12 protein-coding genes are annotated in these 14,956 nt (G+C 38.8%); 7 read left to right on the top strand and 5 right to left on the bottom strand.

What is annotated here, in order from left to right:
- The first annotated feature begins 186 nt into the window (after nt 1–186).
- Nucleotides 187–975 carry a sensor histidine kinase gene (locus tag AWN68_RS08240; RefSeq protein ID WP_157716134.1) on the top strand — a complete coding sequence of 263 codons (789 nt, stop codon included), beginning with the start codon at nt 187–189 and terminating at the stop codon, nt 973–975.
- Nucleotides 965–1,672, top strand: a complete 708-nt coding sequence (locus tag AWN68_RS08235) for a LytR/AlgR family response regulator transcription factor (protein ID WP_068413916.1) — start codon at nt 965–967, stop codon at nt 1,670–1,672. Before AWN68_RS08240 ends, AWN68_RS08235 begins: the two co-directional genes overlap by 11 nt.
- A gap of 161 nt (nt 1,673–1,833) precedes the next feature.
- Here AWN68_RS08235 and mscL read toward each other — a convergent pair whose 3' ends face one another.
- Together mscL and AWN68_RS08225 are read right to left on the bottom strand one after the other, a co-directional pair.
- The gene (gene mscL / locus AWN68_RS08230; protein ID WP_068413915.1) at nt 1,834–2,253 is read right to left on the bottom strand and encodes a large-conductance mechanosensitive channel protein MscL; all 420 of its coding nucleotides are present in this window, start codon (nt 2,251–2,253) and stop codon (nt 1,834–1,836) included.
- Between the two features lie 304 nt (nt 2,254–2,557).
- A complete protein-coding gene (locus AWN68_RS08225; RefSeq protein WP_068413914.1) occupies nt 2,558–2,914 on the bottom strand; it encodes a hypothetical protein in 357 nt (118 codons plus the stop codon).
- 234 nt (nt 2,915–3,148) lie between these two features.
- On the opposite strand from AWN68_RS08225, the gene paaN reads away from it, so the two are divergent.
- The gene (paaN, locus tag AWN68_RS08220) at nt 3,149–4,810 is read left to right on the top strand and encodes a phenylacetic acid degradation protein PaaN (protein ID WP_068413909.1); all 1,662 of its coding nucleotides are present in this window, start codon (nt 3,149–3,151) and stop codon (nt 4,808–4,810) included.
- Nucleotides 4,811–5,046: 236 nt separating this feature from the next.
- Here paaN and AWN68_RS08215 read toward each other — a convergent pair whose 3' ends face one another.
- Nucleotides 5,047–7,257: a WG repeat-containing protein gene (locus tag AWN68_RS08215; RefSeq protein ID WP_068413907.1), complete on the bottom strand. Its 2,211-nt coding sequence runs from the start codon at nt 7,255–7,257 to the stop codon at nt 5,047–5,049.
- A 73-nt stretch (nt 7,258–7,330) separates the two neighbouring features.
- Entirely contained in the window at nt 7,331–8,590 is a 1,260-nt protein-coding gene (hemA, locus tag AWN68_RS08210) for a glutamyl-tRNA reductase (protein ID WP_068413906.1), read from the bottom strand.
- A gap of 217 nt (nt 8,591–8,807) precedes the next feature.
- Between hemA and AWN68_RS08205 the strand changes: the two genes are divergently transcribed.
- The 3 genes from AWN68_RS08205 to AWN68_RS08195 all read left to right on the top strand — a co-directional run bounded on the left by AWN68_RS08205 (nt 8,808) and on the right by AWN68_RS08195 (nt 11,695).
- Entirely contained in the window at nt 8,808–9,758 is a 951-nt protein-coding gene (locus AWN68_RS08205) for a ComEA family DNA-binding protein (RefSeq protein WP_068413904.1), read from the top strand.
- Nucleotides 9,755–11,263: a bifunctional ADP-dependent NAD(P)H-hydrate dehydratase/NAD(P)H-hydrate epimerase gene (locus AWN68_RS08200; RefSeq protein WP_068413901.1), complete on the top strand. Its 1,509-nt coding sequence runs from the start codon at nt 9,755–9,757 to the stop codon at nt 11,261–11,263. The genes AWN68_RS08205 and AWN68_RS08200 overlap by 4 nt, the downstream gene beginning before the upstream one ends.
- A 96-nt stretch (nt 11,264–11,359) precedes the next feature.
- The gene (locus AWN68_RS08195; protein ID WP_157716133.1) at nt 11,360–11,695 is read left to right on the top strand and encodes a T9SS type A sorting domain-containing protein; all 336 of its coding nucleotides are present in this window, start codon (nt 11,360–11,362) and stop codon (nt 11,693–11,695) included.
- Nucleotides 11,696–11,788: 93 nt separating this feature from the next.
- Here the strand turns inward: AWN68_RS08195 and asnS are convergent, their stop codons facing one another.
- Nucleotides 11,789–13,234 (bottom strand): asparagine--tRNA ligase, encoded by a 1,446-nt coding sequence (gene asnS / locus AWN68_RS08190; protein ID WP_068413896.1) that lies wholly within the window; start codon nt 13,232–13,234, stop codon nt 11,789–11,791.
- 261 nt (nt 13,235–13,495) lie between these two features.
- On the opposite strand from asnS, the gene rpoN reads away from it, so the two are divergent.
- On the top strand, nt 13,496–14,956 hold the full coding sequence (gene rpoN / locus AWN68_RS08185) for an RNA polymerase factor sigma-54 (protein ID WP_068413892.1): 1,461 nt from the start codon (nt 13,496–13,498) through the stop codon (nt 14,954–14,956).

Genomic DNA, 14,956 nt, shown 5'->3' with positions numbered 1-14,956 from the left:
TATATTATCATTTGGGGGGTTAGGGACATGGCCTATGCCCCAACTTTTTGGGATACACTTGATGGTAATTTAATTGGCACTGCTTGGTACTCCATAGGAGTTTATCTAAATCTGTTTTTGTTGTTACCGAGACTTTTATTAAAGAAGCTAAAGTTGATTTATGTGTTGTCAATAATAGTCTTGGTTATGGCTATCTCATATGGCACAGCCCAGACCTATGCCTCGTACTACCTTTCTGTGGATGTTGGAACAAGTGTTTTTTTTTATTCCGCTGGGGGAGTGGCCAATACTGCGTCTGATTTTTTAGTCGTATATGGCCTCTCTACATGTCTGTTTTTCATCAATGAATGGTATATTAAAGAGAGGAAGTTAAGAGAATTAGAAACACAAAAATTACAGGCCGAGTTAGATCTATTGAAAGGACAAATCAATCCTCACTTTCTTTTCAATGCCCTAAACACAGTACATGTGTTGATTAAAAAAGATCAAGATTTGGCGCGGCAAACCCTAGAAAGATTTTCTGATTTGTTGAGCCACCAAATCTATGAGGTCAATAATGAAGTAATTCCGCTTAAGAACGAAATTGACAACCTGAGTAATTACATACATCTTCAGAAAATGAGATTTGAAAATCAAATGGAGGTAAAATGGAAGGTGAATGGTAAATTGAGTGACTTGGTTATATCTCCCATGTTATTTTTGAATTTTGTCGAAAATGCTTTTAAGCATGGCGATAATGTAGAAAATGGAAGAGTAATGATCGAAATTAGAATGAGTGTGATGGAGCGTAGAATGGATTTTACCTGCTCCAACTCTATCGTTGCTGGAAAAAAGCAAGGTAATGTCCTTGGGGTTGGAATTGCTAATGTGAAAAGAAGACTGGAACTGATCTACCCAGAAAGACATGAATTGACAATTGGTCAAACTGAAAATCTTTTTAGTGTCCACTTAATTCTCAAGCTAGATGAAGTTTAATTGCATTGTTGTTGATGACGAACCTTTGGCGAGAGAGGGGATTAAAGACTATATAGATAGAGTTGGCTGGCTCGATTGGCAGGGAGAATTTAAGAATGCCTCTGAGGCTGAAGTTTTTTTAAAAGATCAAGCTGTTGACCTGATGTTCATTGATATTAACATGCCTAAGGTTTCGGGTTTGGAATTAGTGGAGTCTTTGAAACCTAAGCCGTTGATAATTTTCATTACAGCTTATAGAGAGTTTGCTTCGGAAAGTTATGAGTTGGATGCAGTTGACTATTTAGTCAAACCAGTTTCCTTTGAAAGGTTTTATAAGGCCGTTGACAAGGCGTACAAACAGCTTCAGAACTTAAACAACGCATCAGAGGAAGCTTTTTATGTCAAAGTCGACAGAGTAATTACCAAAGTGTTGATGGAAGATGTGCTTTACATTGAAGGGATGAAAGATTACATCAAAATTCATTTGAAAGACCAGTCCAGTTTGGTCACACTTATCTCTTTAAAGCAAATTGAAAACTTACTTCCATCACATCTGTTTGTAAGGGTACAAAGGTCATTTATAATTGCTAAAAATAAGGTGAATGCAATAGATGGAAACCTGATAAAAATAGGGGAGACCCGAATAACCATTGCTCCAAATCTAAGGTCTAAAGTGTTGAGTAAAATTTTGGGCAATAAGTTCTGGAAGAGAGGCTAGGGTTAATTTTCATTAAGTATTTATTGCATGCCGATATGTCTGACCGAAATTCAACCTTCAAGTATTTTTAGGGAAACGTATAATTCAGTCAGCAGAGACGCATAAAAAATGCCGCCTCTGCAAAAGCAAAAAGCGGCATTTTAGAATGAATAGTGGTTGTTTTATTTTTTTAATAGATCTCTGATTTCAGTCAAAAGCACTTCTTCTTTAGAAGGTGCAGCTGGAGCGGCAGGAGCTGCGGCTTCTTTCTTTTCCATTTTCTCTTTCAAATGGTTGTACGATTTTACTACCATGAAAATGGCGAAAGCCACAATTATGAAAGTAATAATGGTATTGATGAATAGTCCGTATGCAATAGCTACTTCAGCAGTGGCAGCACTAGACGCAGTTTCTGCAACGGCATCTTGTAAGACCAACTTCATTTCTGAAAAGTCAACTCCACCAAGTAGGATGCCGATTGGTGGCATTAATATGTCATTTACAAATGACTTTACGATGGCACCAAAATAAGTGGCCATAATTAAACCCACGGCTATTTCTAGTACGTTTCCACGGATCAGGAACTTCTTAAATTCTTTCATGTTTAGCTTTTTTTGTTTAGTAATTAAGATTGATTATTCACGCTCCTCTTTTGTTTACCTAAGGTTGAAAAAGGTAATCGTAGAAATGACGTGGAATAAGATAACGATTTTTAAAATAATACAATCTAGTCGCGTCAATAAATGGTCGGAAAATCACGACATCTACAAGAGTTACTTGTTGCGGGCTAAATAAAATTTGGAATGAGGAAGTTTGGGAATTGACTTCCCAATGGTACAAGGTAGTGAGTTTTTTCTTAATTATCCGATCAATTCATATGATTTATGGAGATGTGAGTGGTAAGTTTTATTTTATATTGTATAATTCATATTGTCTGAGTTTTATTTCTTCGTAAACTTCTTGTAGATCAAGCTTTGAGAAATCTGGATTGAATTTGTCCGTGCTTATTCTCTTCAAAGAATATGAAATACCACTCGGGTTTGTGCTGACATCAATCGTAATATTTTTATCTGTTAAACTAGTAATAGTTTCTTCCAAATTAGACTCTAATAATAAGCCTTCCTCTTTATCATATTCAGAGTATGATAGTTTCTTTCCGTCAAGCTCAAACTTCCATAATTGTATTCCAAATTCGGAGTTGTACCAAATCATTGAGTTTCCACTAATCCATCTTTCGTAATAGATTCCCTCATCAATAATCACCTGCCATTTGCCTTCTATTTAGCTAAGGTCATATCTTTTACAGCCCGTTTGCAGTAAACAAATTAAAAAGGATAATATGGTGAGTTTGGCTTTCATATGTGAGTTGCTTTTGACCCAGATAATTGAACAGGCAATCGAGACGAAAACAATTTATGTATGGAAATCGAGCATTCATAATTGGTAATTATCATTTCTCATCTCATTCCATTAAATTCGACCAAACAAACGTTCGTTATGGGATTGACCACTGCACAAAAAGACATACTAGATAAGGCGGTAGAAGCCTTGCACACTCGTGGGTTTCACTCACAATACCCTGAGCATCCAGCACCAGCCATTTATGGCGAAACGGCCGATGCCGATGGGAAAGAGGCTTTCAAAGCTTTAAGAAGAAAGAATTTTGAAGAACTACAGCAAGAAGGAGCTACTTCATGGATAGGTGAGGAGCATTCTCCTTATTTTGATGCTGCTGTTGGAACAAAATACCCAGCCTTCAGTGCTGAAGAATTAATTAATCGTGCCGAAAAGGCTTTCCATTCTTGGAGAAAAGTAAGCTTAGACGATAGAGCAGCTGTATTGATTGATGCTTTAGATCGTTTCTCTAAGCGCTTCTTCGAGAATGCTTATGCGACTATGCACACGACAGGACAAGGCTATATGATGGCTTTTCAGGCTTCTGGCCCACACGCTGCCGACCGCGCATTAGAAGCGGTTGCCGCGGGTTATGACGAATTGAGTCGTTTCCCTTCTAAGGCCACTTGGGACAAGCCAATGGGTAAATACAACATGGTGGTCAATAAAGAGTGGAGGGCAGTGCCTAAGGGGATTGGCTTGGTGATTGGTTGCTCAACCTTTCCTACTTGGAATTCGGTACCTGGTGTTTTTGCCGACTTGATTACAGGCAACTCGGTATTGGTGAAGCCACATCCAGGTGCAATTTTGCCAATGGCCATTGTTGTCGCTGAAATTAGAAATGCATTGAGAGATGCTGGTTTTGATGCCGATGCTTGTCAGCTGGCGGTTGATGTGCCGAGCGCGCCCATCACAAAGGAATTGGCTGAGCATGCTAAAGTGAAATTGGTTGATTTTACTGGGAACTCTGAGTTCGGCAGCTATTTGGAAAAACTTCCAAAAGCAGTGTTTACTGAGAAAACGGGTGTGAACTCAATCATTTTAGACTCTGTGGTTGATATTGATAAAGTGATTCAGAATATTACCTTCTCGGTATGTTTGTATTCTGGTCAAATGTGTACCGCACCTCAAAACTTTTTTATTCCTGAAGGCGGAGTGAAAACACCAGATGGTATATTTTCATTCGATGAGGTAGCTCAAAAATTTGCTGACTTCACCAATGGTTTGATCGATAACCCTAAAGCTGGGCCATTTGTGCTAGGTGCTATTCAAAACCCAAATACGGGTGAGAGAGCTAGAAATGCAGCCAAAGAGTTGGGTGGAAAAGTTTGGTTAGAAACCAGAACCATTGAAAATCCAATTTTCGCAACTACGAGAACGCAAACTCCAGTGGTGATCGAACTAAGTTCTGCGGACAAGGATAAGTTTGCTATGGAGCTTTTCGGACCCATTGCATTGCTGATAAAAACAAAAAATACTGAAGAGTCTGTGGCCTTGGCCAGAGAATTGGCAGAAGAGCATGGTGCTATTTCTTGTGGTGCTTACACTACTGATGAGGCCATGAAGGAGCATATTGCTGATCAAATGTCATTGGCTGCAACGCCAGTTTCTTTCAATTTGACTGGAGGTATTTTCGTGAATCAAAACGCTGCATTCTCTGATTACCATGTAACGGGCGGAAACCCTGCGGGTAATGCTTCATTTACGAACCCTGGTTACGTAAATGGTAGATTTACTTGGGTTGGAATGAGAGAGTTGGCTTAAAAGTCATAACTCTTTTTGAATTTCAATCGTAAATGACTGAAGTTGCCAATTTTAGTCTTAATCACCTCCCTGCCCTCCTCAAGGAGGGAATACTCTAGTGAAATAATAGAGTTAGACTAAGGAGTAAACTTGATGCGGTGCTGTTCCCCTCTATTAAGAGGGGCTAGGGGAGTGTCGACTTATTATAGATATTGATTGAAACCACCTTCGGGTGGTTTTTTTATGTTGAAATGGTTTTACTTATTGATCTTGATTTCAATCCATGCTTGCTTTTCCATGGCCAGAAAAGTATTACCGGATTGTTTGATTACATCGAATGAAACCGGCACGCGATCTCGGCCTTCAATATCGACTACTCCATACTTCCCATTTCGGCTGACGATAAAGTTAATGTTGTCCGTAGTCGTCATTGAGTCAAATTGAGGAGTGCGTACTAAAACGCCTTCATGGTTTGCCAAACCGAATTGTTTGTCTTTTTCAAGAAGAATAAAGCCTTGCTTTCTTGTGAGCTGATTGTAAACCGCATTCAATACAAAAATCCCATTTAGATCAATGAGACCGTACAAATTATTGGTTTTCACTGTTGAAAGTCCATTCCTGAAAGACTCAACGGATTGAAAAGTAGGTTGAATTGTAATTTGATCGTCTGTATTAATAAAACCCCAATTTCCATTGATTCTGATGGCCAAAAGTCCTTGTGAAAACTCCTTGGCTTGTTGGTATCGGTTGGCGATGGTCAATAAGCCCTGTTCAGATACAAAGCCCCATTCGTTCTCCATCATTACCGAAATTAGACCTTCGCTGTACCCCCGAACCTGTTGTGTTTTTGAATCGAGTTTGAAGGTTTGAGTGGTAGAAATTCTTAGGAGTTCAAATTTGTTTTTGGATTTCAACACTAAAAAATCAGGTGCTATTTGATATGCCGAGTCATAAGTGTTTGGGCTGAGCTGATTAGCATCGAAATCATAGATTTTATAACCGTCATCTGTTCGCTCTGAAAAAGCATTTTGATATGGGGTTATCGGATCAATGCTTCTGAACATTTGCTGCTCGAATAAATCATAAACGCCATATTCTGTTCCTTGCTGATAGAAAATTCGCCTATCTATCATTTGAATGCTGTCTTTGTATGGTGTAATCAACCAGTTGCCGTTGGATTTAATGATGCCTTGATTTCCCAAGTATTCAGCGATAGCCAGCCCATTATCAAAATCATAAATTTTATCGAAAATGAATGGGGTTTGCTCATAGCCTTCAGTATCTAGCAAACCGACTTTTTCGTTTTTGAGAGCCAGGAAAGAACCGTCTTCTTTCTTTGTGACTTTTTCATAAAACTGAATACCAATCCGCTTCCCTGTAAGGTCGTAAGGGATCCAATTTTGATTGTCTTTTCTCCGCGATTTTGCAAAGATTACCGATTTAAAGAATTGAATGGAGTCAAATTGATAGGAGAGTATCGATTTCCCTTCTGCATTGATCACACCTTCAAAACCATTCTTTTTGACTGCCAATAATTCTGACTGAGCATGTATGATCTGCATTTTTTGCACATAATGCTCAAAAGTGTTTTCATTAGAAATATTAACTATCCCCATATTTCCGTTCGTTTGAATGGCCATTAAATCCTTGTTAATTAACCATATGTCATCATGAGCAAGTGTTTTAGGACTTGACTCTAATGCAAATACCGTCCATTTGTTGAAGGGAAGAACTTCAGCCTTGCCATTGCGGAGGTTTAAGGATTTGTATTCCGGTGGAATTATCAATGTACCCTTTCTGTCAATCAGTCCTTCTTTATTATAGTATTTTACTCTGAAGCTGCTTTCATCGTATCGAAGGATTAGCTCATAGCGAAAACCCGACAGCGCCTTGCCTTGCAGGGTGTAAAGCGCATAGAGCCCTTGGTTGTTCTGAACGGAAAGTGTTTGATTGTCTACCTTTTCGATGTGGTTGAATTCGAGCGGAAGGAGTGTGTTCCCGTTTTTATTTAATAAACCAAACTGGTTCTCATTTCCCGTTTTCTTAGATACAATTAGGACATTATCAATGGGCTCAATCCATTGATATTCTGTTGGAATGACCTCATTGCCCTTTGAATTGATAGCACCATAGTCATTCAGAATGGAGAAGCGGCTTCGTTCACCAACTATGAAAGTATTGTCTGTAAAAGGGTAAAGCTCTGAAAATAGGTGGCGTGTTATTTTTGAGCCGTCAATATTGGCCAGAGCCCAGCGTTCATTTTGTTTGAGACCAATGAGTCCGCTTGTTGTTTTAAGGCTTCCTTTGGACCAACCTACATCGTCATAAATGGCTTCAATGACTACTTGGTTCGTTGTGCTGTTGCGTAGTCCAGTTTTCCCATTTTCTGAGAATTTCTCATAGGTATCATTACCCAAAATGGGATGAATGAGAAGAAGGGATAAGATGAAGCCGAATAAAGTGCGCAATACTAATGATCAAAACGCAAGCTTAATAAAATTTGATGCGAATTAGAAGGAGGGTGAATGACTTTCGCCTTGATTATTTTTCTTTCGGAGTATTTTCTAGATCGAAAAGGTCATTGAGTACATCAATTAAGGATTCTGCATCACCACGTTTGCAGGCAGCTTTCAGTTGCATCACTGGCAATTTGATAATCTTCTGAGTGATACTCTTGGAAAAACGTTCGGCAAACTCTTGCACTTCGGGTGAAGCATTCTTGATGTGCTTTGTTATTTCTTCTTGACGAATCTGCTCTAAAGCATTTTTTAATTTGTGGATGGTGGGCGAAACTTCCATTTCCTTAGACCAGTCATTGAATTCTGCAATGGCTTCTTCAATGATGGTTTCTACTAAAGGGATAGAGGCTTTTCGTTTTTCAACAGCAGCTGAAGCTTTATCGGTGATTTCATCAATATTGAATAAGGTGACACCACTCAGTTTTCCAATTTCAGGGCTAATACTTCTTGGAATAGAAAGGTCTACAAAGAATTTAAAACCGTTATCCTTTTCTCCAACCAGCTCTTTATCAATGATTGGAGTATTGTGAGCCACCGAAGAGATAATTAAATCATATTCCAGAATGGCTTCTTTTAGTTCTGAAAAAGGAACGACAGTTTGATTACACTCTTTTGCAAGCAGCTCTGCCTTTTCTTTAGTGCGATTACAAATGGCTACGGTTAGGTCGGTTTCAGAAAGGTGGCGACAAACGTCAGCACCAATTTCTCCAATGCCTAAAATGAGCACCTTAGGGTCTATTATGGTTGAAGCTAAATTCTGAACAAGTTCAGCAGTGGCATAAGAAACACTTGCTGCTCCATCTCTAAATGAAGTTTCTTGTACAACCCTTTTACTGCTAAAGAAGATGGTGTGCATTAAGCGGTGTAAAAATGGGCCAGCCAAATGTGCATCTGCTGCCCACTGATAGGCTCTTTTTACTTGGTTGGAAATCTGAAGATCACCTACCACTTGGGCTTCAAGTCCTAATGATACTCTGAAAAGGTGATTTACCGCTTCTTCATTTTCGAAAGAATTGAAATAATTGATATAAAGGTCTGCGTTTAAAATCCCCTTTTTGATCGCGATCAATTTGATGATTTCAAGGTCTATGTTTTGTTCGGCAGAATAATAAATTTCTGTTCTGTTGCAGGTGGAAAGGATTAAAACCTCTGTTACTAACAGAACCTCTGATATTTCACCAAGAATAGATTTTATTGTGAGCTCGTCAATGGAAATGATTTCCCTGATTTCAACTGGTGCCTTTTTGTAAGACAAACTTATGGCTCTGAATTTACCCTGCATTATTGCTTTCGCCTTTCCTCTAAATTCTAGTGTGCAAAAATAGCCTCTAGGAGTGTCTAAAAAAAGTGATCAAAATCATGTTTCATTATTTAGAATGAGTTTAAACAAGGTTGTTTGCTCTTACTGTCTACTTAATTTTTTTATTCAAAATTAATTTTATTAATCTGAAAGAAAGAATTTATTATATTAATAAGTAATTAAAATTAAACCCCCTTAAATGCTGAACCTAAAACGCTTGGTTAGAAATTACTTTGGGTTCTCCAAAACTCAAACCAACGGCTTTATGATTCTGTCGCCACTCATTTTTGCACTTCTTTTTACTCCTAGTATATACCGTAGGCTAACCGAAGTTGAATACAATGAGTTCGATTCTGACAAAAGTCAATTAGATAGTTTGGTCGCGCTTTGGAATAATAGTGTGAAACCTAAGCTTGAAAAGGAGGTAATCCCAGAAATCAATATTCGGCTTACTTCTTTTGACCCTAATATAGCTTCCACCAAAGAGTTGATGGGAGTGGGGTTAGATGAACGTTTGGCTAGCCGGGTTGGTAACTATATAAATGCTGGTGGGAGTTTTAAGGTGAAGTCTGATTTAAAGCGCATCTACGGATTCCCTGATAGTCTTTATCAGGTACTAGAGCAATATATTCAATTGCCAAATGAATTGCCTCAGCGGAACAATAGAGGTAGAGCGTCTTTTGAGATGCCTTCAAATAAAGAGAATCTATATGAGGAAGTAGAAGTGAGTGCTTCGCTACCTGAGTTTTTTATTTTAGATATTAATGAGGCAGATTCTACCGCTTTTCAAAAACTGAGAGGAATTGGCCCGACTTATTCGAGTAGAATTGTGAAGTTCAGACAATTGTTGGGAGGCTTTAATAGTATTGCTCAAATCAGAGAGGTGTTTGGTGTTTCTGATTCACTCTATGAAAGTATTGCCTCGCAGCTTAGGGTGAATGAGGTTTTTAGGCCAGTTCAAATCAATATCAATTTGGCCACATTCAAAGAGATCAATGCACATCCGTACATCAGCTACGAGCAGACCAAGGAGATCATGAATGCAAAAAGTAAGTATGGCAAATTCAAATCGCCAGCTGATTTGAATCGGGTAAGTTCATTTGATTCAATTCAAATTGTTAAATTGACTCCATATCTTCAATTTCAATGATCAAAGTTCTAAGTGCCGAACAAATTAATAAGTGGGATTTGTTTACGATTAAAAATGAGCCGATTTCCTCTATTGATTTGATGGAGCGTGCCTCAGAAGCTTTTGTAAAACTTTTTTTGGCCAATACTAAAGGTAAGCCTAAGGTCGATATTATCTGCGGCCCAGGGAATAATGGTGGCGATGGTTTTGCTATTGCGCGGTTACTGATTGAAAATGGGTTGAAAGTGAACTGCAATTTGATCGATTTTGGCCTGAAACTGTCAGAAGATTGCCGCAAAAGCTATCGAAGATTCTTAGATATTAGTCAGGTGAATATTGTCAAACAGGCTAACGGTTTAATCCTTAATGGAGATATAATCATTGACGCAATGTTTGGTTCGGGTCTGAATAGGCCTGCCACTGGTCTTGCCAGGGAAGTTATTCAATTGGTTAATCAAAGTAAGTCAAAAACCATTGCAGTGGATATGCCATCAGGGCTTTTTGCCGACAAAGTGAATTTATCGGGGAAGATAATTGAGGCCGATTGGACCATCACTTTCCAAGCGCCAAAGCTTTCATTTCTTATTCCAGAGTCTGGTTTTTATGTAGGGGAATGGTCTGCTGTAGATATTGGGTTACATGCTGGTTTTTTGGAGGAAGAAAGCGCGAATTATTTTTTATTTGAAAAGAGTGATATCGATTGCTCACTTTTTGACCGAAATAAGTTCGACCATAAGGGTAAGAATGGGAGAGTGCTAATTGTGGCTGGTAGTTTGGGTAAAATGGGAGCCGCTTACTTAAGCGCTAAGGCTGCCCTTAAATCTGGAGCCGGCCTTCTTACCGTACATATACCAAGAGTGGGATATGTCCCAATGCAAACTTCGTTACCAGAAGCCATGGTTTCTTTAGACCCAGAGCATGACTTTGTTTCTAAAATAGATAAAGTTGATGAGTTCGATGTGGTTGGAATTGGGCCTGGTTTGGGTATGAATCCGAAAACTGGAGAAGTTTTAAAGCAGTTGTTCACATCTTTTAACAGGCCCTTAGTAATAGATGCGGATGCTTTAAATTTAATTGCATTAGATAAAGAGTTGCTCAATTTAATACCCAGAGGATCTGTACTTACACCCCATGTTGGGGAGTTTAATCGGTTATTCGGAAAGTGTGATGACGGATTGGAGCGAATTGAGAAAGTTAAATTAATAGCCGTTGAGAAGCAATTGGTAATAGTGTTGAAAGGCGCACATACTGTAGTGGCTACACCAGATGGTGAAATTCATTTCAATTCCACGGGGAATTCAGGGATGGCAACAGCTGGGTGTGGAGATGTGTTAACAGGAATCATCAGCGCATTCATAGCAAGAGGGATTGATTCTTCGACTTCTGCAAGAGTCGGGGTTTGTATTCATGGGTGGGCTGGCGATATCGCTGAAAATACAGTAGGAAAAACGGCATTGATGGCATCAGATTTGCTCTGTGCATTACCGCAAGCTTTTTGCAACGTAAAGGATAGTGATTTTATTTGAAAAAACTGTAACTTTAACTAAACCTTAAGCGTAACTTTGGGGTCTACCTAGATGATGAATCTTTTAAACCGAAACATATCAATCTCAAAAACATTAATGATTCTGTCGTTAATGTTGTTTTCGGTGATGGCAAATGCTCAAAATGAGACCATGGCCAGATTGAAGATGAACAGTGATCCAAAGGTTAAAGTGGAAGTTTTCCCCAATCCAACATCTGATTTTCTGACAATTGACTTGTCTAAGTTAGATTTGAAGAAGCCTAAAATTGAAATCAGAAATATTATTGGTAGTAAAATGGAGATGACCTCAGAAGACCTTGGTGATAAGAAACATCGCGTAGATGTTACGTCATATCCAAGAGGTTATTATCTGGTTTTGGTAAAAGACGATCAATCCAAGTTCCAGCAGACGATCCGTTTTTCTAAGAAATAGGTTTTAAAAAAGATATTTGCCAAAAGTAACGAGGCATGAAAAAGGTTTGAGCTTATTAAGTTCAAACCTTTTTCATTTATAGTCTTGGTTCAATTAAAATTCTGCGTTTCCTGGAGTTCTTGGAAAAGGGATTACGTCTCTAATATTAGCCATACCTGTCACGAATATGATTAGTCTTTCAAAACCTAGTCCGAAGCCGCTATGAGGTGCGGAACCGTATCTTCGGGTATCTAAATACCATTCCATTTCGTTCGTAGGAACTCCCATTTCATTCATTCTGCTTAAGAGCATGTCCAGCCTTTCTTCACGTTGCGAGCCGCCTACAATTTCTCCAATCCCAGGGAATAGAATATCCATTGCGCCCACAGTTTTTCCATCTTCATTCATTCTCATATAGAATGATTTAATATCTTTTGGATAGTTAGTCAGGATCACTGGCTTTTTGAAGTGCTTTTCTACCAAATAGCGCTCGTGCTCCGACTGTAAATCTGTGCCCCAGCCTTCAATCAAGTATTGAAATTTCTTTTTCTTGTTTGGATTGCAATTTCTAAGAATGTCGATTGCCTCGGTATAGGTTACTCTTTCAAAGTCATTCCCTGCCACAAACCTTAACTTTTCAGTCAAAGTCATTTCACTTTTCTCGTTGGCGGGCTTGTTTTTTTCTTCATCAATTAAGCGTTGCTCAAGAAAGGCTAGATCGTCTGCACAGTTCTCTAAGGCATAATTGATTAAGTACTTTAGAAATTCTTCAGCTAAATCCATGTTGTCTTGAAGATCATAGAAAGCCATTTCCGGCTCAATCATCCAAAACTCAGCAAGGTGTCTGGTGGTGTTAGAGTTTTCAGCTCTAAAAGTTGGGCCAAAAGTATAAATGTCTGAAAGCGCCAATGCACCCAACTCACCTTCAAGCTGACCTGAAACAGTGAGGTTGGTTTCCTTTTCAAAAAAGTCCTCTTTATAATCAACCGAACCATCTTCTTTTAATGGAGGGTTCTTAGCATCTAAAGTGGTTACGCGAAACATTTCGCCAGCACCTTCCGCATCAGATCCTGTAATGATTGGGGTTTGCAGATAGAAGAATTTCTTATCATTAAAGAAGTTATGCACAGCAAAGGCCATGGCATGACGAATACGGAATACGGCACCGAAAGTGTTTGTGCGTGGCCTTAAGTGAGCAATTTCCCTCAAGAATTCCATGGAATGCTTTTTTGGTTGTAGAGGGTATTTTTCTGGATCGGCAGCACCAAGAATTTCAATGCTTTGTGCATTGATTTCAAATTTCTGGCCAGCACCCTGAGATTCTACAAGCGTTCCATTCACGGAAATACATGCTCCTGTAGAAACCAGTTTAAGGATGTCTTCAGGAATCAAATTTGGGTCGGCTACGATTTGAAGATTATTAATGGTGGAGCCATCATTAAGGGCAATGAAATTCACATTCTTGTTGCCTCTTTTGGTTCTTACCCATCCTTTAACAGTCACGTCAATATTGGCCTGACTGCTCTTTAATAACGCTTCAATTTTAATTCTTTTTGTCATAACAAACCCTGAGTTGGTCTTTAGTAAGAAAAACGAATGCAAAACAAGTCTTTTTTAAAGTGATTCACAACGTGAACACTAAAAATAAGCGGTTAGAATTTATTCAGAACAATGTCGTTAACTATGCGTAAAACCTACTTGAGTAAGTTTTTTGACCCGTTTGTTAAATTTGCATGATTTTTGTTAAAAAGTCTGCTGTTCTGATTTGTTCCTCAATTCTTTCTTCTAAATTTGCTTATAACCAATAGGATTTTTCTATCAATGCAAAAACTTAGTCTGAATCAATCTCTTAGCCAAAAGCTGTCGCCACAGCAAATACAGTTTATTAAGCTGTTGCAGGTGCCTACTGCCGAGCTGGATACTAGGGTTGAGGAGGAGTTAGAAATAAACCCTGCATTAGAAGAAGGAAGAGAAGAGCCCGAAGCCCCAACTACGGAAGAAGATTTTGATGAGCCATCTGATGATGTTTCCTCAACAGAAGATTTGAATGTTGAGGACTATTTGGGTGATGATGAATATGCAGGTTATAAAATGCAGGGGGATGGTAATTACTCTGAGGACGATGACCGAGAGATGCCTGTGGCCATGCAAAGTTCTTTGAATGATCAATTGGATATGCAATTGGGTTTTCTAGGTCTTGATGACCGTCAGAGTTTAGTCGCTAAACAACTTATTGGAAGTATCGAAGGTGATGGATACATCAGAAGAGAGTTAGACGCGATCGTAAATGATTTGGCCTTTGCCCAAAATGTGGAAACGGATGTTGATGAATTGGAAGACTTACTTCATGAGATCCAGCAGTTTGACCCACCGGGGATTGGCGCAAGAAATTTAAAAGAATGCCTGTTAATTCAATTGGATAGAAGGTGGGAAGAGGATGATCCTGACCCAGCGGTAGAAATGGCTAAAGCTATTTTGTCGATTTGTTTTGAAGAGTTTACCAAGAAGCACTACGATAAAATTATAAAGAAACTCAATATTGAAGATGAGGTGCTCATGAAAGACGCCATACATCTCATTACTAAACTGAACCCAAAACCGGGAGGTGTTTCTGGTGGAATGGCCAAAACTCAATATTTGATTCCTGACTTTATCCTTACCAATAATAATGGTGAATTTGATTTGACCTTGAACTCTAGGAACGCACCTGAGCTAAGGGTTAGTCAGTCTTATTCAGACATGTTTTCCGCTTATGATAAGAGCGATAAGAAGGATAAAAAACTGAAGGAAACAGTCTCTTTTGTAAAGCAAAAATTGGATGCGGCTAAATGGTTTATTGATGCCATAAAGCAACGCCAAAACACACTTTTGCGTACCATGGACGCAATGGTAAGGTTTCAATATGAGTTTTTTTTAGAGGGCGATGAAACCAAGCTGCGCCCAATGATATTGAAGGATATTGCGAATGAAATCCATATGGATATTTCTACGGTGTCGCGTGTTGCCAATTCAAAGTCTGTTCAAACTGACTTTGGTATTTTCCCATTGAAGTACTTCTTCTCGGAAGGGATTTCGACAGTTTCTGGAGAGGATGTGAGCAGCCGTGAAGTGAAAAATATCCTTAATCAACTCATTGATAATGAGGATAAGAGTAAGCCTTTGTCTGATGATAAATTAGAGAAGTCGCTGAAAGCAAAAGGCTATAACATCGCTAGAAGAACAGTGGCGAAGTACCGAGAACAATTGAATATTCCGGTAGCGAGACTAAGAAAAGAACTATAA

This window comes from Roseivirga echinicomitans (assembly GCF_001592935.1).
Taxonomy (GTDB): domain Bacteria; phylum Bacteroidota; class Bacteroidia; order Cytophagales; family Cyclobacteriaceae; genus Roseivirga; species Roseivirga echinicomitans.
The sequence above is the reverse complement of the archived record's forward strand: the minus strand, read 5'-3'. Positions and strand labels throughout refer to the sequence as shown.